This is a genomic window from Pseudomonas antarctica, from assembly GCF_001647715.1.
GTDB classification, from domain to species: Bacteria; Pseudomonadota; Gammaproteobacteria; order Pseudomonadales; family Pseudomonadaceae; genus Aquipseudomonas; species Aquipseudomonas antarctica_A.
In genome coordinates, this window is sequence record NZ_CP015600.1 from 4,294,462 (window position 1) to 4,314,225 (window position 19,764).

At 61.8% G+C, this 19,764-nt stretch carries 20 protein-coding genes and 1 riboswitch; of the genes, 8 read left to right on the forward strand and 12 right to left on the reverse strand.

From position 1 onward, the window contains the following. Positions 1-130 precede the first annotated feature (130 nt). Both gltX and uvrB read right to left on the reverse strand, forming a co-directional pair. Positions 131-1,612: a glutamate--tRNA ligase gene (gene gltX, locus A7J50_RS19415; RefSeq protein WP_064453260.1), complete on the reverse strand. Its 1,482-nt coding sequence runs from the start codon at positions 1,610-1,612 to the stop codon at positions 131-133. Between the two features lie 217 nt (positions 1,613-1,829). After that, the gene (gene uvrB, locus A7J50_RS19420; protein ID WP_064453261.1) at positions 1,830-3,845 is read right to left on the reverse strand and encodes an excinuclease ABC subunit UvrB; all 2,016 of its coding nucleotides are present in this window, start codon (positions 3,843-3,845) and stop codon (positions 1,830-1,832) included. A gap of 343 nt (positions 3,846-4,188) precedes the next feature. Between uvrB and A7J50_RS19425 the strand changes: the two genes are divergently transcribed. Together A7J50_RS19425 and A7J50_RS19430 are read left to right on the forward strand one after the other, a co-directional pair. Next, positions 4,189-5,385, forward strand: a complete 1,197-nt coding sequence (locus tag A7J50_RS19425) for an amino acid aminotransferase (protein WP_064453262.1) — start codon at positions 4,189-4,191, stop codon at positions 5,383-5,385. Between the two features lie 112 nt (positions 5,386-5,497). Then, the gene (locus A7J50_RS19430; protein WP_016970937.1) at positions 5,498-5,707 is read left to right on the forward strand and encodes a hypothetical protein; all 210 of its coding nucleotides are present in this window, start codon (positions 5,498-5,500) and stop codon (positions 5,705-5,707) included. A gap of 106 nt (positions 5,708-5,813) precedes the next feature. On the opposite strand, the gene ptrR is transcribed toward A7J50_RS19430, so the two are convergent. Further along, the gene (gene ptrR / locus A7J50_RS19435; protein ID WP_064453263.1) at positions 5,814-6,686 is read right to left on the reverse strand and encodes a putrescine utilization regulator PtrR; all 873 of its coding nucleotides are present in this window, start codon (positions 6,684-6,686) and stop codon (positions 5,814-5,816) included. A gap of 103 nt (positions 6,687-6,789) precedes the next feature. On the opposite strand from ptrR, the gene A7J50_RS19440 reads away from it, so the two are divergent. Further along, positions 6,790-8,181 (forward strand): aldehyde dehydrogenase family protein, encoded by a 1,392-nt coding sequence (locus tag A7J50_RS19440; protein ID WP_064453264.1) that lies wholly within the window; start codon positions 6,790-6,792, stop codon positions 8,179-8,181. 203 nt (positions 8,182-8,384) lie between these two features. Here the strand turns inward: A7J50_RS19440 and A7J50_RS19445 are convergent, their stop codons facing one another. The 3 genes from A7J50_RS19445 to A7J50_RS19455 are packed head-to-tail and all read right to left on the reverse strand — an operon-like array spanning position 8,385 to position 11,308. Next, positions 8,385-9,401: a sensor histidine kinase gene (locus A7J50_RS19445; RefSeq protein WP_064453265.1), complete on the reverse strand. Its 1,017-nt coding sequence runs from the start codon at positions 9,399-9,401 to the stop codon at positions 8,385-8,387. A gap of 9 nt (positions 9,402-9,410) precedes the next feature. Then, a complete protein-coding gene (locus A7J50_RS19450; protein ID WP_064453266.1) occupies positions 9,411-10,877 on the reverse strand; it encodes an ATPase domain-containing protein in 1,467 nt (488 codons plus the stop codon). Continuing rightward, the gene (locus A7J50_RS19455; RefSeq protein ID WP_237140857.1) at positions 10,874-11,308 is read right to left on the reverse strand and encodes a hypothetical protein; all 435 of its coding nucleotides are present in this window, start codon (positions 11,306-11,308) and stop codon (positions 10,874-10,876) included. The genes A7J50_RS19450 and A7J50_RS19455 overlap by 4 nt, the downstream gene beginning before the upstream one ends. Before the next feature lie 118 nt (positions 11,309-11,426). Next, positions 11,427-11,621: riboswitch (cobalamin riboswitch) on the forward strand. A 113-nt stretch (positions 11,622-11,734) separates the two neighbouring features. On the opposite strand from A7J50_RS19455, the gene A7J50_RS19460 reads away from it, so the two are divergent. Genes A7J50_RS19460 through A7J50_RS19470 form a run of 3 tightly spaced genes read left to right on the forward strand, consistent with a single transcriptional unit; the run spans position 11,735 to position 14,507 of the window. Then, positions 11,735-12,745, forward strand: coding sequence for an ABC transporter substrate-binding protein (locus A7J50_RS19460; protein ID WP_064453268.1), 1,011 nt, complete (start codon positions 11,735-11,737; stop codon positions 12,743-12,745). Further along, a complete protein-coding gene (locus A7J50_RS19465; protein ID WP_064453269.1) occupies positions 12,742-13,746 on the forward strand; it encodes a FecCD family ABC transporter permease in 1,005 nt (334 codons plus the stop codon). Before A7J50_RS19460 ends, A7J50_RS19465 begins: the two co-directional genes overlap by 4 nt. Next, positions 13,743-14,507 carry an ABC transporter ATP-binding protein gene (locus A7J50_RS19470; protein WP_064453270.1) on the forward strand — a complete coding sequence of 255 codons (765 nt, stop codon included), beginning with the start codon at positions 13,743-13,745 and terminating at the stop codon, positions 14,505-14,507. Before A7J50_RS19465 ends, A7J50_RS19470 begins: the two co-directional genes overlap by 4 nt. 63 nt (positions 14,508-14,570) lie before the next feature. Here A7J50_RS19470 and A7J50_RS19475 read toward each other — a convergent pair whose 3' ends face one another. The 4 genes from A7J50_RS19475 to tspO are packed head-to-tail and all read right to left on the reverse strand — an operon-like array spanning position 14,571 to position 16,725. After that, positions 14,571-15,068, reverse strand: coding sequence for a GNAT family N-acetyltransferase (locus A7J50_RS19475; RefSeq protein WP_064453271.1), 498 nt, complete (start codon positions 15,066-15,068; stop codon positions 14,571-14,573). Continuing rightward, complete coding sequence (locus A7J50_RS19480; RefSeq protein ID WP_064453272.1) at positions 15,065-15,289, reverse strand: hypothetical protein; 225 nt, start codon at positions 15,287-15,289, stop codon at positions 15,065-15,067. The genes A7J50_RS19475 and A7J50_RS19480 overlap by 4 nt, the downstream gene beginning before the upstream one ends. Positions 15,290-15,346: 57 nt before the next feature. Then, on the reverse strand, positions 15,347-16,285 hold the full coding sequence (locus tag A7J50_RS19485) for an alpha/beta hydrolase (protein ID WP_064453273.1): 939 nt from the start codon (positions 16,283-16,285) through the stop codon (positions 15,347-15,349). After that, positions 16,285-16,725, reverse strand: coding sequence for a tryptophan-rich sensory protein TspO (tspO, locus tag A7J50_RS19490; protein ID WP_064453274.1), 441 nt, complete (start codon positions 16,723-16,725; stop codon positions 16,285-16,287). Before tspO ends, A7J50_RS19485 begins: the two co-directional genes overlap by 1 nt. Before the next feature lie 197 nt (positions 16,726-16,922). On the opposite strand from tspO, the gene chrA reads away from it, so the two are divergent. Next, positions 16,923-18,134: a chromate efflux transporter gene (gene chrA / locus A7J50_RS19495; protein ID WP_064453275.1), complete on the forward strand. Its 1,212-nt coding sequence runs from the start codon at positions 16,923-16,925 to the stop codon at positions 18,132-18,134. On the opposite strand, the gene A7J50_RS19500 is transcribed toward chrA, so the two are convergent. Next, on the reverse strand, positions 18,121-18,696 hold the full coding sequence (locus tag A7J50_RS19500) for a nucleotidyltransferase family protein (protein WP_064453276.1): 576 nt from the start codon (positions 18,694-18,696) through the stop codon (positions 18,121-18,123). The genes chrA and A7J50_RS19500 overlap by 14 nt on opposite strands. Positions 18,697-19,111: 415 nt before the next feature. Between A7J50_RS19500 and A7J50_RS19505 the strand changes: the two genes are divergently transcribed. Further along, positions 19,112-19,351, forward strand: a complete 240-nt coding sequence (locus A7J50_RS19505; RefSeq protein ID WP_064453277.1) for a DUF6124 family protein — start codon at positions 19,112-19,114, stop codon at positions 19,349-19,351. 77 nt (positions 19,352-19,428) lie between these two features. On the opposite strand, the gene A7J50_RS19510 is transcribed toward A7J50_RS19505, so the two are convergent. After that, a complete protein-coding gene (locus A7J50_RS19510) occupies positions 19,429-19,728 on the reverse strand; it encodes a hypothetical protein (RefSeq protein WP_053257115.1) in 300 nt (99 codons plus the stop codon). Between the last annotated feature and the right edge of the window lie 36 nt (positions 19,729-19,764).

Genomic DNA, 19,764 nt, shown 5'->3' on the forward strand with positions numbered 1-19,764 from the left:
GCGAATCTTAATGGCGGTTTGGAAGTGTGTCAAATTTATTTTCAACAATTTCCAAAATTTTTTGCCGGGATAACAATCACTTACCGCCCAAACCCCGGAAAACCGGGGTTTGACCGTTACAACCCGTTGCTTAGCCGATAGCGCCCAGCAACTTTTCCCACTCTTTGTTTTCTTTCTTCGACACACCCCCAAGCAAATCAAGGGCTTGGCGCAGACGGAAACGCGTGAGGTCCGGGCCGAGAATTTCCATCGCATCGAGTACCGATACCGAACTGGCCTGCCCGGTAATGGCGGCAAACATCAGTGGCATGGCATCGCGCAACTTCAGCTCGAGGGACTCGACCACGGCCTGGATCGTCGCGGTGATCGCCTCTTTTTCCCACTGACGCAGGCTTTCGAGCTTCCACAGGATCAACTGCATCAACTGGCGAACCTGGTCACCCGAGAGCTTTTTGGATTCAAACAGCTTGGCATCCGGGTTCACGCCACCGGCAAAGAAGAAACTGGCCAACGGTGCGACCTGGCTGAACGTCTCCACCCTGCCCTGCACCAGCGGTGCGATCTTCATCATGTACTCGGGATTCAATGCCCACTGCTGCACGCGACTGGCGAACTCTTCCACCGGCAGGTCACGCAGCCACTGGCCATTGAGCCACGACAGCTTCTCGATATCGAAGATCGGCCCGCCCAGAGAGACGCGGGACAGATCGAAGTTATCGACCATTTCCTGCAGCGAGAACTTCTCGCGCTCGTCCGGCATCGACCAGCCCATGCGGCCCAGGTAGTTGAGCATCGCCTCGGGCATGAAGCCCATGCGCTCGTAGAACGTCACCGACGTCGGGTTCTTGCGCTTGGACAGCTTGCTCTTGTCCGGGTTACGCAGCAGCGGCATGTAGCACAACTGCGGTTGTTCCCAGCCGAAGTACTCGTACAGCAGAATCAGTTTAGGCGCCGACGGCAGCCATTCTTCGCCGCGCAGCACGTGGGTGATGCCCATCAGGTGGTCGTCGACCACGTTGGCCAGGAAGTACGTCGGCAGGCCGTCGGTCTTCATCAGCACCTGCATGTCCATGCGGTCCCACGGGATCTCGACGTCACCGCGCAGCATGTCCGGCACCACGCACACGCCTTCGCTCGGCACTTTCATGCGGATAACGTGAGGCTCGCCGGCAGCCAGGCGCTGGGCCACTTCTTCTTTCGAGAGCAGCAGCGCGCGGCCGTCGTAGCGCGGGGTTTCGCCACGGGCCTGTTGCTCGGCGCGCATCTGGTCCAGCTCTTCGGCGGTGCAGAAGCACGGGAACGCATGGCCCATGTCGACCAATTGCTGGGTGTACTGCTTGTAGATCTCGCTGCGCTCGCTTTGGCGATACGGGCCGTGCGGGCCACCGACGTCCGGGCCTTCCGCCCAGGTAATGCCCAACCAGCGCAGGGCATCGAAAATCTGCTGTTCCGACTCACGGGTCGAACGCACTTGATCGGTGTCTTCGATCCGCAAGATGAATTCACCACCGTGCTGCTTGGCAAAGCAGTAGTTGAACAGGGCGATGTAAGCAGTACCGACGTGGGGATCCCCAGTAGGCGATGGCGCAATGCGCGTGCGGACGGTGGTCATGGCAGGTCTCGAATGGGCGATAAAACTGAAAATTGAAACAAGGGGGGAATGGTAACAGCCTGGGGTGGTTGGGCTCCAGCGTGGGTGATTCTGGTGGACCGCGGTGCCGCCATTCGCGAGCAAGCCCGCTACCACATTCGACCGCATTCTCATGCTGGAAATCGGTCACTGTGGGAGCTGGCTTGCCTGCGATGAGGCCACCACCGTCACCGCAAAATCAAACAGCCAACAACCGCTCCCGCAACTTGCCGATCTCATCCCGCGTCTGCGCGGCCGCTTCGAACTCAAGATCCCGCGCCAGCTGGTACATCTTCTCTTCCAACTGCCGAATCCGCTTGGTGATCTCACTCGGCGAGCGCAGTTCGTTTTCGTACTTGGCGCTTTCTTCGGCAGCCTTGGCCATACCCTTGCGCTTCTTGCTGCGCGAACCGGGCACGGTGGCGCCTTCCATGATGTCGGCGACGTCCTTGAACACGCCTCTCGGGATGATGCCATTCTCCAGGTTGAAGGCAATCTGCTTGTCACGGCGGCGCTCGGTCTCGCCAATTGCCCGTTCCATGGAGCCGGTGATGCGATCCGCGTAAAGAATCGCCCGGCCATTGAGGTTGCGCGCCGCACGGCCGATGGTCTGGATCAACGAGCGCTCGGAACGCAGGAAGCCTTCCTTGTCGGCATCGAGGATCGCCACCAGTGACACTTCCGGCATGTCCAGGCCTTCGCGCAGCAGGTTGATCCCCACCAGCACGTCAAAGGTGCCCAAGCGCAGGTCGCGGATAATCTCGACGCGCTCCACGGTGTCGATGTCCGAGTGCAAATAGCGCACGCGTACGCCGTGGTCGGCCAGGTAGTCAGTCAAGTCTTCGGACATGCGCTTGGTCAGCGTGGTGACCAGCACCCGCTCTTCCAGGGCCACGCGTTTGGTGATCTCCGAGAGCAAGTCATCGACCTGGGTCAGCGCCGGGCGGATCTCGATTTGCGGGTCCACCAGGCCGGTCGGGCGCACCAGTTGCTCAATCACGCGTCCCGCATGCTCGGCTTCGTAGTTACCCGGCGTGGCCGAGACAAAAATCGTCTGCGGGCTGATGCTTTCAAACTCGTCAAAACGCATCGGCCGGTTATCCAGCGCCGAAGGCAGGCGGAAGCCGTATTCCACCAAGGTTTCCTTACGCGAACGGTCACCTTTGTACATCGCCCCCACCTGCGGCACGCTGACGTGGGACTCGTCGATCACCAGCAAGGCGTCGTCCGGCAGGTAATCAAACAGGGTCGGCGGCGCCTGCCCGGATTCGCGCCCCGAGAGGTAGCGCGAGTAGTTTTCGATGCCGTTGCAGTAACCCAGCTCGAGGATCATCTCCAGGTCAAACCGAGTGCGCTGCTCCAGGCGCTGGGCTTCCACCAGCTTGTTGTTGGCACGCAGGTATTCCAGGCGCTCGGCCAACTCGACCTTGATACCCTCGATGGCGCCCATCAGGGTTTCGCGCGGGGTCACATAGTGGCTTTTCGGGTAGAAGGTGAAGCGCGGCAGCTTGCGGATCACCTCGCCAGTCAACGGGTCGAAGGCCGACAGGCTCTCGACTTCATCGTCGAACAGCTCGATGCGGATCGCTTCCAGGTCGGACTCCGCCGGGTAGATGTCGATCACATCACCGCGTACGCGGAAGGTGGCGCGGGCAAAGTCCATGTCGTTGCGGGTGTATTGCAAGCTCGTCAGGCGCCGCAGCAGCTCGCGCTGGTCGAGTTTGTCGCCCCGATCAACGTGCAACACCATCTTCAAATAAGCTTCCGGGCTGCCCAGGCCGTAGATGCACGACACCGTGGTGACGATGATCGCGTCCTTGCGCTCCAGCAGCGCCTTGGTCGCCGACAGCCGCATCTGCTCGATGTGGTCGTTGATCGACGCATCCTTCTCGATAAAGGTATCGGAGGACGGCACATACGCTTCGGGCTGGTAGTAGTCGTAGTAGGAAACGAAGTATTCCACTGCGTTGTTCGGGAAAAACGCCTTGAACTCGCCGTAGAGCTGCGCGGCCAGGGTCTTGTTCGGCGCCAGCACCAAGGTGGGCCGATTGGTCTGCGCAATCACGTTGGCGATGCTGAAGGTCTTGCCTGAACCGGTCACCCCGAGCAGCGTCTGGTGCGCCAGGCCGGCTTCGATGCCTTCAACCATCAGGCGAATGGCTTCGGGTTGGTCGCCGGCGGGTTCAAAACGGGTGACGAGCTGGAAATCCGACATAACGTACCTCGTGAAGTCACCCCAGACTCAATACCGCCAGGGACGAAATAGCTCAGCAACCCGCGAATAGTCATCGCAGGTTGCAGGAAAAAACCATGATAGCTGTAGAAGTGGTGGCGAATGTGACGGGTTTCAAGGCAATCGTCCTACCTGCCGTCGCTGGCCAATGTTGCAATAAGACTAACGGTCGGCAAATAAACCGAAAAACATGGCCGAAAACCCGTTTCGGTTGTCGCCCTCAGCCGGGATGGCCTCTATACTAGCTCCCCGTTTGTGCACCGCTCTAGTGCATTCGGCTGGAGCGCGACACGTCCCTCCATTCCCCCATAGAGCTGCCGCAAAAATGAGCCTGTTCTCCGCTGTCGAAATGGCACCACGCGATCCAATCCTGGGCCTCAACGAAGCATTCAACGCCGACACCCGAACCACCAAGGTCAACCTTGGCGTGGGCGTTTATTGCAACGAGGAGGGGAAGATTCCACTCTTGCGTGCCGTTGCCGAAGCGGAAGCCGTTCGCGTGGCGCAACACGCCGCCCGTGGCTACTTGCCGATCGATGGCATCGTTGCCTACGACCAGGCCGTGCAAAAGCTGCTGTTCGGCGCTGAATCGCCGCTGCTGAGCGCCGGCCGTGTCATCACCGCACAAGCGGTTGGCGGCACCGGCGCGCTGAAAATCGGTGCCGACTTCCTCAAGCAACTGCTGCCCAACGCCGTCGTCGCCATCAGCGACCCGAGCTGGGAAAACCACCAGGCGCTGTTCGAAAAAGCCGGCTTCCCGGTGCAAACCTATCGCTACTACGACGCCGCCACCCACGACGTGAACCGTGCAGGTCTGCTCGAAGACCTCAACGCCCTGCCGCCGCAGTCCATCGTGGTGCTGCACGCCTGCTGCCACAACCCGACCGGCGTCGACCTGAGCCCGGCCGACTGGCAAAACGTGCTGGATGTGGTCAAGGCCAAGAACCTGGTGCCGTTCCTCGACATGGCCTACCAGGGCTTCGGCGACGGCATCCACGAAGACGCCGCAGCGGTGCGCCTGTTCGCTGAATCGGGCCTGACCTTCTTTGTGTCCAGCTCGTTCTCCAAGTCGTTCTCGCTGTACGGCGAGCGCGTGGGCGCGCTGTCGATCGTCAGCGAATCCAAGGAAGAAAGCGCGCGCATCCTGTCCCAGGTCAAGCGTGTGATCCGCACCAACTACTCCAACCCGCCAACCCACGGCGCGGCGATCGTTGCGGCAGTGCTGAACAACCCTGAGCTGCGCGCCCAGTGGGAAGCCGAACTGGCTGAAATGCGCCTGCGCATCCGTGGCATGCGTGAACAGATGGTCGCTGAACTGGCCAAGGCAGCGCCAGGCCACGACTTCAGCTTCGTCGGCCGCCAGCGCGGGATGTTCTCCTACTCCGGCCTGACGGTTGAGCAAGTCACCCGTTTGCGCACCGAATTTGGTATCTACGCGCTGGACACTGGCCGCATCTGCGTAGCAGCGCTGAACCAGTCCAACATTGATGCGGTAACCAAGGCGATTGTTCAGGTTCTATAAACCTGACGGTGCTGAACGAAGGGAAGCCGCGGCTTCCCTTTTTTAATGCCTGTCGCAAAACACCCCGCTCCCCTAGACTGAACGTCGACTGCCCCTTTGCTGTGAGAGCCTTATGAGAAACGACGACCTGGACCTGCGCGCCGACCGCGACGAATTGCATGACTACACGCCCCGCGCCCCGCAAGCCAAGCGCCAGAAAAGCCTGGTACTGCAAGTGGCCCTCGGCGTGTTCCTCGGTGGGCTGGCCTTGTGGCTGGTGCAGTTGGGTGCGACGGCGATCATGGCCAAACTGGCGATGGGCACCTTCCAGTTCGGCGGCTAACAAAGATCACCTGGGGGAGCTGGCTAGCCTGCGATTGCGTCAGGCCTGCCGATACCTCTATCACTGATACCCCGTTATCGCAGGCAAGCCAGCTCCCACACTGGATCTACTTCGCTTGCAGAGCGCGCTCTTCCAACAACTTCACAAAACTGTTCAAACTCTGCGACACCGTGCCCCGGCGCCAGATCAGCCAGGTATGCAGAATGCGGAACGCGTCGCTCAACGGCCACACACTCACCGCCGTAAACCCTGGCATGCTCTCCAACATGCTGCGCGGCATCAGCGCCAGGCCGGCGCCGGCGCTGACGCAGGCGAGCATGCCGTGGTAGGACTCCATCTCGAAAATCTTGCCCGGCACCGCGCCATCCTGTGAGAACCAACGTTCGAAGTGATGGCGATACGAGCAGTTCGAGCGAAAGGTGTAGATGCTCTCCCCTGCCACATCCTGCCCGCGGGTGATCGGCGCGTGATGCAGCGGCGCAATCACCACCATTTCTTCTTCAAACACCGCCACGCCCTCCAGCGTGGCATGCAGCACCGGGCCGTCGACAAACGCCGCCGCCAGGCGCCCCGACAACACGCCCTCGATCATCGTGCCCGACGGTCCGGTGCTCAGGTCCAGCTCGACCTTGGTGTGCTTCTGGTTATACGCCGCGAGCAACGCCGGGATACGCACGGCGGCCGTGCTCTCCAGCGAGCCGAGGGCAAACGCGCCCTGGGGCTCCTCGCCCGCCACCGTCGCGCGGGCTTCTTGCACCAGGTCGAGAATACGCCGCGTGTAGCCGAGGAAATTCCACCCGGCCGGTGACAGACGCAGGCGGCTTTTCTCGCGGATAAACAGCTCCACGCCCAAGTCCTGCTCCAGTTGCTTGATACGCGTGGTCAGGTTCGACGGCACGCGATGGATCAACTGCGCGGCGGCGCTGATGCTGCCTTGCTCGGCAACGGCCTTGAAGATTTCCAGCTGCACCAGATCCAAATCATTCTCCAATCGTGAACGTATTGCTTAATATTATTCAGTTTCCATAAAACATGCATCCCCGTAGGCTGAACCCATTCCACTCATTCAGCCGGACGGTGCCATGAACGCGATTACTCAGCAGACTCACGCCTTGTCGATCAACCCCGCCAACGGCGAAACGGTCGGCAGCTACCCTTACGAAACCGAGGCGCAGCTGGACGCTGCTCTCAACCGCGCCACCGGCGCCTTCCGCACCTGGCGCTGCCAGCCAGTCAGCCAACGCGCCGAACGGCTGCTGGCGCTGGCCAGTGCCCTGCGTGACCAAGCCGAAGACATGGCGCAGATGATCACCCTGGAAATGGGCAAACCCATCGCCCAGGCCCGCGCCGAAATTGAAAAATGCGCACAACTCAGCGAATGGTATGCCGCCCACGGCCCGGCCATGCTCGCGCCGGAGTCAACGCTGGTAGACAACGGCAGTGCCCAGATTGAATACCGCCCGCTGGGCCCGATCCTCGCGGTGATGCCGTGGAACTTCCCGGTCTGGCAAGTGCTGCGCGGCGCCGTGCCGACGATGCTCGCCGGCAACACCTACGTGCTCAAACACGCGCCAAACGTGATGGGCAGCGCCTACCTGATGAAAGCGGCGTTCCAAAAAGCCGGTTTCGCTGATGGCCTGTTCGAAGTGATCAACGTGACCCAGGACGGCGTCTCCACCGCCATCGCCGACCCACGCATCGCCGCCGTCACGCTCACCGGCAGCGTACGCGCCGGCATGGCCATCGGCTCCCAGGCCGGTGCCGCGCTGAAAAAATGCGTGCTGGAACTGGGCGGCTCCGACCCGTTTATCGTGCTCAACGACGCCGACCTCGACGCCGCCGTCCAGGCCGCCGTGATCGGGCGCTTCCAGAACAGCGGCCAAGTCTGCGCCGCCGCCAAGCGCCTGATCATCGAAGACGGCGTGGTAGAAGCGTTCACCGCTAAATTCCTCGAAGCCAGCCGCGCACTGGTCATGGGCGACCCCACATTGACCAGCACCTACGTCGGCCCGATGGCGCGCTTCGATCTGCGCGACGAGCTGCACGGCCAAGTCCAGGCCACCTTGGACGAAGGCGCGAGCCTGCTACTGGGCGGCCACAAAGTACCCGGCGCCGGCAACTACTATGCGCCCACCGTACTGGCCAACGTCACCGACCAGATGACCTCGTTCAAACAGGAACTGTTCGGCCCGGTGGCCTCGATCATCACCGCCCGCGATGCCGACCACGCCGTGGCCCTGGCCAACGACAGCGAGTTCGGCCTGACGGCGAGCCTCTTCACCACCGACTCAGCCAAGGCACGCGACATTGCCAACCAACTGGAAACCGGCGGGATCTTCGTCAACGCCTTCAGCGTCTCGGACCCTCGGGTAGCCTTTGGCGGCATCAAGAAAAGTGGGTTTGGGCGGGAGTTGTCGCACTTTGGCGTGCGCGAATTCTGCAACGCGCAGACGGTGTGGCTGGATCGCAAATAAGCCTCTTAGGCAGGCCTTTATATTGGGGGCAAGCAAACGACCTGTGGCGAGCGGGCTTGCCCTAATGCCGTTCAGTTAAGCGAACGCAATGCTAAAAGCAGCGAAGATCAAATGTGGGATCTGCACTTAACAAAACGGCATTGGGGCAAGCCTGCTCTCCACAACAGGCCCGCTCACCGCAGCGAATGTGGAGAGCCGGCAGGTCAGTGAGACAAGGGCAATGTCACCACAAACTCGCTGCCACGGCCCTTGCCTTCGCTTTTGGCAGTGACCTTGCCGCCATGCGCTTCAACCAGCTCGCGAACCACCGTCAACCCGATCCCCAACCCCGAACCGTTGAAACCAATGGCGTGCTCGTCCTGCACGTAAGGGTCAAAGATGAGCGGCAGCGCCTTGGCCGATACGCCGATGCCATTGTCACAAATGCTGATCCTCAACTCGTCCGCCACGCTGACCGACAGCACGATCCGGCCGCCCACCGGCGTGTACTTGGCCGCGTTGGCCAGCAGGTTATGCAGGATTTGCGAAAGGCGCCCAGGGTCGCCACTGAACATCAAGCTGCCGTCAGGCAGATGCGCATCGAATTGCTGCTGTTTTGCCCGCATCACCGGGCCGCACGCATCAATCGCGCTTCTGAGGATCTGCAGCATGTCGACATCACTTCGCTCGATACGCAGCTTGCCCGTGCTCACGCGGGACACGTCCAGCAAGTCGTCAACCAACTGTGAAATATGCTGCACCTGCCCCTCGATCAGCTCACGCATGCGTGGTAACTGGTCGCTCGGCAGGCGCACCATGCGCTCGGCGATCATGCTGATCGGCGTCAATGGGTTGCGCAGCTCATGCGCGACCATCGCCAGGATACTTTTCTGCTGGCCCAACGCACGCTCGGCTGTCGCCTGCAGGTCTTGCGCGCTGAGCGCCGCGATCACTAACTGGGCGTTCGCCTCGCGAAGCTCCTGGTACAAACGTTGCTCCTCCAGCGGCGGCGGCTTTGCAGCGTCGGATTGCGCCAGGAGGATCGCCAGTACCAATTGCTGATTGGCCTCGATCACCTGCTCGACGTGCTGGGTATCCACCAGACGGCTGCTGGCATCAGTCAGTTGCTGCTGCAGAGCGGCGAGCACGGCACGCGCCTCAACGGTTTTTTGGCCGAGCAGGAACAGTTCGTGAGCGGCACTGGTCAGCTCACGTTCATTCTTGCCGCCGCTTTCACTCATGAGTCGGGCTCACACATGTTTGTCTCCTGCTGAAATCTGTTTGGTCGGTCGACCGCCCAGCAACCCCTCCTGCTCAGGCAGCATGTCGCGAATCTGCAGGCCGTGATCGTCGATGTGGTACTGGCGTAGCTGATCGGAGTGCGCACTGGCGCGCACCTTGACCACCGCCATGATCCGCAACAAACGGCTCTCGACTTCGATATACCGCTGCACGATGATCGCGTCAGTCAGGAACGCCGTGCCGTAAGGGCTGAAACGCAGGTCGGTGTAGCGGTCTTCCAACTCGGAGGTCATCAAGACGCTGACCCCGGCAGCCGTCAGCGCGGTGACCATGCGTGACAACGATTCGCGAAAGTCCGCGCGAAAGGTTGGCGCCAACGCCAGCTCAAAGCCCGACAGCGAATCAATCACCACGCGGGTGGCTTTTAAACGGTCGATCTCGCCCAGCAGCAATTGCACGATTTCATCGATGGACAGGTCCGGCGAGCGGCTGTCCACCAGGCCAACCTGCCCGCTCTTGATTAACTCGGCCAACTTCGGGTTTTGCGAATGGTTGGGGCGTTGCTCGAACACCGCAATCACCCCGGTTTCACCGTTGCGTGCGCCTTCGGCCAGGAAGGTCGCCGCCAAAATGCTTTTGCCCGAGCCCGATGGCCCGGCCACCAGCAGCGAATAGCCGCGAGGCAGGCCGCCACCGAGCATCTCATCGAGGGCCGGCACGCCCATTTTCAGACGCGTGATCGGGAACGTCGACGGCGCGTCAACCGAACGATTGATGGCGGCCGGTGGGAACACCCTGATCCCCGAGGTGGCGATACGGAAGGTGTGCAGCCCCGGCAACGTCGGCTGGCCGCGCATCTTCATGATCTCCATCTTGCGCACCATCGAGTTGCGCTCGACGCTTTGGCGCAGCCAGATCAGGCCGTCGGCCACGGTAAAGATCGGGTTGGAGTCGGTTTCGGTGAAATATTCGCCGATCAGGAAAGTCGTCGCCTGCCACGTGGTCATCAACATACCCAGTTGCTGGACGAACTGCGGCAGGTTGTTATTCGGGTTGTGCTGGGTCTGGCTGGCCAGCACCACGGAGCGGAACGAATCGACAAACACCAGCGACGGCGAATGTGCCTCGACCTCGCTGACAATTCGCCGCAACACTTCGTCCAGATCGCCGGCCAGGGTGTGGTCGGCCAAATTGATATAGCGAATCGACTGGTTAATCGCTTCGTTATCGAAAAAATCGAATTGCTGCTGATAGCGCAGCATCTTCAGCGGCGGCTCACCGAGCACGGTAAAGAACAGCGCCGGGCGCTCCGGCGTGGCCAGGGCAAACATCATCTGGTGCGCCAGGGTGGTTTTGCCACAGCCCGGCGGGCCTGCAATCAGGTTGAACGAAAACTCCGGCAGGCCTCCGCCCAGGACCTCGTCCAGTCCTGGCACACCCGTGGCCAGACGGTTGATAGTCACTTTGGTGCTCATGGCGAAATTTCCTGCGCAGAGGTGTCGCTCGAAGAAGGCTGCCACACGTCAACCAGCAGACGTGCAGTGAGTGAGGGCCCGATCAGCGTAGTCAGAAGTTCGTAGAGGGTTGTCAACAACACCTCACCGAAGAACAACGCGTCGGTTTCGTTCTGCTCGACGAGTACGGATTTGAGAGCAATCAGATCCATCGCAGCCGGCACACTGTCATAGGTGCCGGCCAGGCGTGGGTGGGTCGAGACGCACAGGTGGAAGCTGCGGCGGTACAGCGCAACAACGCCCTGCTGGCCAATAATGGGCGTCAATGCTGCGCCCATATCCTGCAAAATCGAAACAATCGCCTCGGCGATGCTTGCAGTGTCAGCGTGCTGGCCAACACGGTGCGCCAGAGAAGCTACGATCCGGCGGCTCTCTTCGCTATGCGTGGGCATGTCTGACTAATATCTGATGAACAAAAGCTGATGGTACACCCTATATCGGCAGATAGAGACCCCATCGGCTGCGGCTGGCCAATTGCGCGCGGATCAGGCTCCCGCTGCCCGCCACGATCGACTACCATACCGCGCCGGTTCCCAAATGGGACTAATAGGGAATTCGACGCGCGGCACATCGCGCCAATCGAAACTGCCCCCGCAACTGTAGGTGCCGAGCCTGCTCCACATCGCCACTGGGCATTGCCCGGGAAGGCCGGAGCGTGGCGACGACGCATCAGTCAGGAGACCTGCCGGCCCAGTAACTCACTAACCGGCGGGGTGTCCGGGAAGGACGTCCTCGCCTGCCTGAACCGCAGCCTTCGAGGGGGTGTTTCCGAACCGTACCGCTCCAGTTCCACGTACGGTCCATACGGAGATTGCCCCATGCTGCCACGCGTCACCGCCCTGCTCACCGGCTTGGGCTTCTGCGCCCTGGCCCACGCGGCCCCCACTCATTACCCGCTGACGGTGCAGAACTGCGGTAGCACGCTGACCTTCGCGCAGGCACCCGCGCGCAGCGTGACCATCGGCCAGGCAGCCACTGAAATGCTCTATGCACTGGGCGTGGCCGACACGGTGGTCGGCACCTCGCTGTGGTTCAACCGCGTATTGCCCACGTTCAAGGCGCAGAACGACACCATCGAGCGCCTGGCCGATAACGAGCCAAGCTTCGAAGCCGTGATCGCCAAGCGCCCGCAACTGGTGGCCGCCGAGCTGGAATGGGTGGTCGGCCCGCAGGGCGTGGTTGGCACCCGCGAGCAATTCCACGAGCTGAAGATTCCCACCTACCTGCTGCCCTCCGACTGCGAAGGCAAGGACAACCTGGTGGGTGCCGACGGCACGCGGCTGGAGCCGTTCCGCATCGACACAATTTACAAAAGCATCCGCCAACTGGCCGAGATCTTCGATGTACAGGATCGCGGCCAGCAACTGAACGACGAGCTCAAGGCGCGCCTGGCCAACTCCGTCGCCACCGCGCAGAGCAAAGGCCTCAAGCAGGCCAGTGCGCTGGTCTGGTTCTCCAGCGCCGAGATGGCCAGCGACCCGTACGTCGCCGGCCACAAAGGTGTCCCCGAGTTCATGCTGGAAACCCTGGGCCTGCACAACGTCGTGCAGTCCGATGAAGAGTGGCCCGCCGTCGGCTGGGAAACCCTCGCCAAGGCCAACCCGACCTTCCTCGTGATCGCCCGCATGGACCGCCGCCGCTACCCAGCCGACGACCATGAAAAGAAACTCGCCTTCCTGCGCAGCGACCCGGTAACCCGCAACATGGACGCGGTGAAACACAACCGCATCATCGTCCTCGACGCCCTGGCCTTGCAGGCCAGCATCCGCACGTTCGATGGCCTGGAACAACTGGCCCACGCCATCGACGGCTACGACCTGCCCAAATGATACGCACCCTGCTCGCCCTAGCCCTGTTACTGCTCGCCGTGCTCGCCGGTGTGGCCATCGGCGAAACCGCCATCTCGCCGCAGGTCGTGCTCCAGGTGCTCGCCAATAAACTGTGGGCGGAGGGTTACGTGCTGGACCCGATCGACGAAGGGGTGGTGTGGAACTACCGTCTGACCCGCGCCCTGGTCGCCGCGGCGTGCGGGGCCGGGCTGGCTACGTGCGGGGTGATTTTGCAGTCGTTGCTGCGTAACCCGTTGGCTGACCCGTACCTGCTGGGCATCAGCGCCGGCGCGTCCACCGGCGCGGTATTGGTAGCCCTGATCGGCGTGGGCGGCGGGCTGATTTCGCTGTCGGCGGGTGCATTTGTCGGGGCCATGGCGGCCTTTGCACTGGTGATCCTGCTGGCGCGGGCCAGCGGCTCGTCCAGCGGCACAGGGCAGATCATCCTCGCAGGCATCGCCGGCTCGCAGCTGTTCAATGCCCTCACCGCGTTCCTGATTACCAAATCCGCCAGTTCCGAGCAGGCGCGCGGCATTCTGTTCTGGCTGCTGGGCAACCTCAGCGGCGTGCGCTGGCCATCGGTGTGGCTGGTGGTGCCGGTGGCGGTCGCAGGCCTGGCGGTGTGCCTGTGGCACCGTCGCGCGCTGGATGCGTTTACCTTTGGCACGGACTCCGCAGCGTCCCTGGGCATCCCGGTGCGGCGCGTGCAGTTTGTGCTGGTGGGCTGTGCCGCGCTGGTCACGGCGGTGATGGTGTCGATTGTCGGCTCTATCGGCTTTGTCGGGCTGGTGATTCCCCACGCCGTGCGCCTGCTGGTCGGCACCGGGCATTCGCGGTTGCTGCCGGCCAGTGCCTTGGGCGGCGCGCTGTTTTTGATTGCGGCGGATGTGCTGTCGCGCACGCTGATCAAGGGGCAGGTGATTCCGGTCGGCGTGGTGACGGCTTTGGTCGGCGCCCCGGTGTTTGCGCTGATTTTGATCGGCCGGAGGAATGCGCGATGAGCGTGCTCAGTTGCACCGGCCTGGGCTTCAAGGTGCGCGAGGCCGAGTTGCTGCGTGATATTCACCTCGAGGTTCGGTTAGGCGAAACCTTAGGCATCGTCGGCCCGAACGGCTCCGGCAAATCCACCCTGCTCAAACTGCTCGCCGGTTTGCGTGTGCCCGCCAGCGGCGAAGTGCGCTTGAGCGGCCAACGCTTGAGCGGCCTGTCCCGCCGCGCCATCGCACAGCAGTTGGCCGTGGTGGAGCAACAAGCCGACACCGACGACGCGATCCGCGTGTTCGATGCCGTGGCGCTGGGCCGCACACCGTGGCTGTCGGCATTGAGCCCGTGGTCCGCTGAAGACCACGCCATCGTCAACCAGGCTTTGCATGACGTCGACGCCACCCACCTGAGCACGCGCGCCTGGCGCAGCCTCTCCGGTGGTGAACGCCAACGCGTGCACATCGCCCGCGCCCTGGCGCAACGGCCGCAGATTCTGTTGCTGGATGAGCCGACCAATCACCTGGATATCCAGCATCAGTTGGCGATTTTAAAGGGCGTGCAGGCGCTGCCGGTGACCACGTTGATTGCGCTGCACGATCTGAATCAGGCGCTGACGTGTGATCGTTTGGCGGTGCTGGATCGCGGGCGGTTGGTCGCGCTGGGCAAGCCGCTGGAGGTGCTCACGCCGCAGCGCTTGCAGGACACGTTTGGCGTGCAGGCGCATTACCTGACGGACCCGTTTGATGGCGCGCAGATTCTGCGGCTGCGCTCAAACTGACAGGCGAGTCACCGCTAAAAAGGGGGAAGCTGGCTTGCCTGCTCCCACATCAGGTCGGCGGCGTTAGAGGTGTCGCTGCATATGCGTCGTCCGCCACACCGGGTCCGCCTCGACATCCACCACCTCAAACCCCTGGCGCACCCAAAAATCAATCGCCCCCGGCAGAAACGGATGGGTATGCAGGTAAACCACCTCCACACCTTCCGCCCGAGCCTTCGCCTCCAGTACGCGGTACAACTCGCCTGCCAGACCAGAACGGCGAAAGGATGGCAGTACGAACAGGCGCACCACTTCCACCGTTTTAAGGCCTTGGTAATTCAGCTGGGGGAAACGGCCGTCGTAGGGCAAGTAGCCGATGGCGGCGACGATTTGGCCTTCAGCGCGGGCGATCAGGAACTGGCCGTCGCCATGAAGGTAGACCGCTTCAAATCGCGCCAGATCGTCCGGCATGCCGGTTGCGCTGAGCGTGGGGAAAAGCTCGGCGCGGGCCTCCAGGACGAAGGCCAGTACTGCTGGAACATCGGCGCCGGTGACGAACTGAAGGATGGGACTCTCGTTCATATGACCTTGATCTGGCGGATGCCTACCACCTCTGCCTGTTCCAGAATCTCCTCGGGGGCTGCGTCCGCTGTGGGCATGATCAACCCGTTTTCTGCATCGCCAAAATGCAACGCCAGCAAGTGCATTGCCGCTTCATGCCGGGGCAACTCGAGCTGTTTCAATTCAAACACGTGGGTGCGGGGCTCGTCGTTGAACAGGTAGTTCAGGGTGTATTCGCGCATGGTGGGGTCCTGTGATGGGAGAGGAGTGACTGTTTATCCTGACCAATCGATCAGGTTTTAAGTTCCTGCTGCTGCCAATCGCTGGGTTATCCAGGCCTTGGTGTGCATCAGCACATGGCCCGCCATCGCCACCGGAAAATGAATAAACCCATGGGCAGATTCCGCTAACAGGTGCGCTTCAACCTGCGTCTGCGCGCCCCACCGCTCGGCGATCAACAGCGTGTCATCCTTGAGCGGGTCCAATTCCCCGACAAACATCAACGCCGGCGGCAACCCGCTAAAATCGCCATACAACGGTGACAACGGTGGCTGTCGGCGCTCTTCATCACTCAGCCCCGGCGTGAGCATGCGCAACGCCTCGACCATACCCGGACCGTCCAGCAACAACGTGTCCGGCCCGGCTGCGCGCACGCTGGGCGTGCCAGTCAAGTCATAAACCCCGTAATACAACACCGCCCCGCTCACGCGCTTGAGCAGATCCGGCCATTGCTTGAGCGCCAGCAACGTCGCCACTGCCAGGTGCCCACCGGCGGATTCACCCACCACAAACACCGGCAAGTCGGCAAACTCCGGGCAGTCGCCCAACAGCCAGCGCGCGGCCGCCAGGCAGTCCTCCATCAGCCCTTCAACCGGCGTGTCGACCGCCAGCCGATAGTCCACCGACACCACCGCCACATCACAGGCCCGCACCATGCCCAGGTTCAGGTCGTCATCCATCTGTGCATTGCCGATCACCCAGCCGCCGCCGTGGATATCCAGCAGCACGCCCTTGGCCTTGCCCTCGGGCCGCAGGATGCGCACGGGTACGCCAGCCACGCGCCGAGTTTCAGCCGCAGGTGCCTTTTTGACCCGTTGACTGGCCACCAGCAGCGCCTGGATCAGGCGCGGGGTAATGCGGTTGCGGATTTTGAAGCGCGGCAGCCAGGCGAGCTTTTTATTGAAACGGCGCATCTCGGCCAGCTCTGGCGCGCTGGCAGGCCACAGTGAATGAGCCATCAGCGGTTATTACGCAAAATCGAGAAATTCAATGCCGCCGCCACACTCAACCACGCCAGGTAGGGAAACAGGATCAACCCGGTGATCAAGTCCAGACGCAACGCCATCACCACCAGCGCCGCCACCACCAGCCACAACAGCACGATCACCACCATCCCGGCGAAAAGCTGATGCGCACCAAAAAACACTGGCGTCCACAGCGTGTTCAAGGCGATCTGCGCCGCCCACAGGCCCAAGGCCAATTGGCTGCCGGGGATCAGGGTGAGGCGATAGCCCGCCCAGGCGAGCAGCAAATAGATGACCGTCCAGGCCACTGGAAACAGCCAGTTGGGCGGTGTGAAGCCGGGCTTGACGAGGGACTCGTACCACTGACCGGGTTTAAAAATAATGCCTGTGCTGGCGGCGGCGCCGCAGGCAATCAGGAAAATAAGGAAGATCATGGTCTGTCCTTAGCTGAAATCAGCTGTGAGGGGTGAGAGGGCCTTTTTCCATGCCCCTTAAATGACTCAAACGCGCGCGTATAAATTCAATCCAGCGGAGCAATTTTCGCGAACAACCGCCTCTTCTTCGCGTCATCGAAATCCGCTAGGGTGCCTCTACACTTTAGCCCGTTTTGCCTTCATCGAGACCCTGCGCCTTGGCCACTTCCTCCGCTGATCACCGCGCCAGCCCCTGGTCGGTATTCCTGATCTTCCTGCGCCTGGGGCTCACCTCCTTCGGCGGCCCGGTGGCGCACCTGGGTTACTTTCGCGACGAGTTCGTCACCCGGCGGCGCTGGCTGAGTGAGCGCAGCTACGCCGACCTGGTGGCGCTGTGCCAATTCCTGCCCGGCCCGGCCAGCAGCCAGGTGGGCATTGCCCTCGGGCTATCGCGCGCGGGCTACGGCGGCGCGCTGGCGGCCTGGCTCGGGTTTACTTTGCCGTCGGCCCTGCTGCTGACTCTGTTCGCGCTGGGCCTTGCACAACACAGCAGCGCCATCCCGCCCGGCGTGCTGCACGGCCTTAAAGTGGTGGCCGTCGCCGTGGTCGCCCAGGCCGTGTGGGGCATGGCGCGCAACCTGTGCACCGATGCTCCGCGCATCACCTTGATGCTGATCGCCGCCTGTGTGGCCCTGCTGCAAACTTCGGCCTGGGGCCAGGTCGGCGTGATCGGCGCCGCAGCGGTGGCGGGCCTGTTGTGGCTCAATACTCCGCCGTCCGCGCCCCATGACGCCCTGCCCATCACGCTAAGCCGCCGCGCGGGGGCGATGTGGTTGGCGTTGTTCCTGCTGTTGTTGGCGGGCTTGCCGCTACTGGCCGAGCTGGCGCCCAGCCAAGGCCTGGCGCTGATCGACGCGTTCTACCGCACCGGTTCGTTGGTGTTTGGCGGCGGCCACGTGGTGCTGCCCCTGTTGCAAGCCGAGGTCGTGCCGACTCACTGGATGAGCAACGATGTATTCCTCGCCGGCTACGGCGCCGCCCAAGCCATGCCCGGCCCGTTGTTCACCTTCGCGGCGTTCCTCGGCGCGTCCATGCAGCAGGCGCCGACGGGCTGGCTCGGCGGCCTGCTCTGCCTGCTGGCGATCTTCGCGCCATCGTTTTTCCTGGTGATGGGCGCACTGCCCTTCTGGGAAACCCTGCGCCGCAGCCCCCGCACCCAGGCCGCGTTGGCAGGCGTGAACGCGGCGGTGGTCGGCCTGTTGCTGGCCGCGTTGTACCAACCGGTGTGGACCAGCGCGATCTTCAACGCGCGGGGTTTCGGCCTGGCCCTGGTCGCACTGGTGGCGTTGATGGTGTGGAAGTTGCCGCCGTGGCTGGTGGTGATCGGCAGTGGCGGGCTGGGGTGGCTATTGAGCGTTACGCTGGGATAGGGCCAGGCGCGACGATTTTGAGCCACGGCCAGCGCGCCTGATAACTGAGCGCCTTTTGCGCAAACAACTCGGGCTCGCGGTGCTGCGGATTAATCCGCAGTACGCCCTGCTCCACATCCGCCAGCCCATACGGCGCGTACACCTCGCCCGTTGCAATCTCCAGCCCGATGCACGTGCCCGCCACCAAGTAGCGATCCACGCCTTGTCTGGCCGTGTGCAATTGCGGATACGGCCGGCCAAAGCGCTCGCCATACCAGAGGTGAACCCGCGCCTGGTTCTTGACCTCGACGTTGACACCCAAGTCCTGAAACAGCCGCTCGGCCGCGCGTATGACCCTGTCCTCTGCTTCGTAGGACAGGTCCGTATCGAAGTAAAAAACGTCGTAGTCCTTCACGTCTTGAGCGACCGGACGGTTGGATTGATGGTTCCACACCGCCTGGAACAGGCAGCCCGCGGTCAGCATGCACTGATCCACACCGAGGTCAGGCAGGCGCGCGGTAATTTCGGCGTTGATCGGGTTGGCCATGGCGATTTCGAGCAGGGTTTTGACGGTCAATGTCATGTTGAATCCTTAAGAAGCGGGCCGGTTGCAGAGGCCGACTTTACAACAGCGCGGCGTCTGATTGATGAATCGCAGCGTAGGCAAACGCTCTGGTGTGCGCAACGAAACGTCGCCGCCTTGCTCCATTGCCTACGCTTACGTCAGAATCCGCCGGCTTGTGCGCTGGGGTGGCCGTCTCTAAGGTTGCTCGGTCGCTGAATTGTTCAGTGATCGGGTTTAGTAGCCCAAGGTTTAACCTAACAAGTGCATAAGCTTCATCTATCAGACGTTCCTGTCTGTGCTTGATGGTGGCTGTGCGTAGGGCACCCTTGGGTGCGCCGGTTTTGTTAGGTTCCACCGGTCTACTAACCTGCGTACAGCTACCGCCTTTTCGTTTAGTAGCGATGAGGTTGTGGCCCAAGCAAGGAACTTAACAATGGTTAACGTCAAACCGGATTCAACTGCTCTCTTCACCGTCGTTCCCGACGCCAGCACCGAAACCCTCATCACCAACAGCTACGAAACCTTCGCCTGCGTCAGCACGCTATTGCTCGACCTGTCCGAAGACCTGTGCGGCAAACACCGTGACATCGCGCTGGCCATCCACCAACTGAGCGAACTGGGCGTGCTGCTCACGGCCAAATTGCTCGACCGCGAAGCACCCTGCCCTGGCTGATGGTTAGCCCTTCACCTCACCCGCCGAATTGGCGAGTGATGGCCGTGTGAGCGGCAGCGCCGCCGATGGCGCTGCCTTCAATTAGCGCCAGGGTAGTGATCTACGTACTGAATGGTGAAGTCGGGGTAGTGATCGACAATCTGGATCTTGTAGTCCGGGTAGTGATCGACGGTTTTCCATTTGCCGGCTGAGTCAGGGTAATGATCGACCTTCTGAACCTTGAGATCGGGGTAGTGATCGACAACCTGAACCTTGTAGTCAGGGTAGCTATCGACGAACTGGATATTGCCGTAAATCTTCGACACATCAACACTCGTACCCGCCGAAGCGCAGAAGGTACAGGTCAGCAACACTGACGCCAGAGCAACTTTAAACATGACAGCCTCATCCTGAGAAATCAAAGGCGCCATTCT

Excerpts from the sequence above, each read along its gene's own strand:
- gltX (WP_064453260.1), bottom strand. The coding sequence starts at position 1,612 with ATGACCACCGTCCGCACGCGCATTGCGCCATCGCCTACTGGGGATCCC.
- uvrB (WP_064453261.1), bottom strand. The coding sequence starts at position 3,845 with ATGTCGGATTTCCAGCTCGTCACCCGTTTTGAACCCGCCGGCGACCAA.
- A7J50_RS19425 (WP_064453262.1), top strand. The coding sequence starts at position 4,189 with ATGAGCCTGTTCTCCGCTGTCGAAATGGCACCACGCGATCCAATCCTG.
- A7J50_RS19430 (WP_016970937.1), top strand. The coding sequence starts at position 5,498 with ATGAGAAACGACGACCTGGACCTGCGCGCCGACCGCGACGAATTGCAT.
- A7J50_RS19440 (WP_064453264.1), top strand. The coding sequence starts at position 6,790 with ATGAACGCGATTACTCAGCAGACTCACGCCTTGTCGATCAACCCCGCC.
- A7J50_RS19445 (WP_064453265.1), bottom strand. The coding sequence starts at position 9,401 with ATGAGTGAAAGCGGCGGCAAGAATGAACGTGAGCTGACCAGTGCCGCT.
- A7J50_RS19450 (WP_064453266.1), bottom strand. The coding sequence starts at position 10,877 with ATGAGCACCAAAGTGACTATCAACCGTCTGGCCACGGGTGTGCCAGGA.
- A7J50_RS19455 (WP_237140857.1), bottom strand. The coding sequence starts at position 11,308 with ATGCCCACGCATAGCGAAGAGAGCCGCCGGATCGTAGCTTCTCTGGCG.
- A7J50_RS19460 (WP_064453268.1), top strand. The coding sequence starts at position 11,735 with ATGCTGCCACGCGTCACCGCCCTGCTCACCGGCTTGGGCTTCTGCGCC.
- A7J50_RS19465 (WP_064453269.1), top strand. The coding sequence starts at position 12,742 with ATGATACGCACCCTGCTCGCCCTAGCCCTGTTACTGCTCGCCGTGCTC.
- A7J50_RS19470 (WP_064453270.1), top strand. The coding sequence starts at position 13,743 with ATGAGCGTGCTCAGTTGCACCGGCCTGGGCTTCAAGGTGCGCGAGGCC.
- A7J50_RS19475 (WP_064453271.1), bottom strand. The coding sequence starts at position 15,068 with ATGAACGAGAGTCCCATCCTTCAGTTCGTCACCGGCGCCGATGTTCCA.
- A7J50_RS19480 (WP_064453272.1), bottom strand. The coding sequence starts at position 15,289 with ATGCGCGAATACACCCTGAACTACCTGTTCAACGACGAGCCCCGCACC.
- A7J50_RS19485 (WP_064453273.1), bottom strand. The coding sequence starts at position 16,285 with ATGGCTCATTCACTGTGGCCTGCCAGCGCGCCAGAGCTGGCCGAGATG.
- tspO (WP_064453274.1), bottom strand. The coding sequence starts at position 16,725 with ATGATCTTCCTTATTTTCCTGATTGCCTGCGGCGCCGCCGCCAGCACA.
- A7J50_RS19500 (WP_064453276.1), bottom strand. The coding sequence starts at position 18,696 with ATGACATTGACCGTCAAAACCCTGCTCGAAATCGCCATGGCCAACCCG.
- A7J50_RS19505 (WP_064453277.1), top strand. The coding sequence starts at position 19,112 with ATGGTTAACGTCAAACCGGATTCAACTGCTCTCTTCACCGTCGTTCCC.
- A7J50_RS19510 (WP_053257115.1), bottom strand. The coding sequence starts at position 19,728 with ATGTTTAAAGTTGCTCTGGCGTCAGTGTTGCTGACCTGTACCTTCTGC.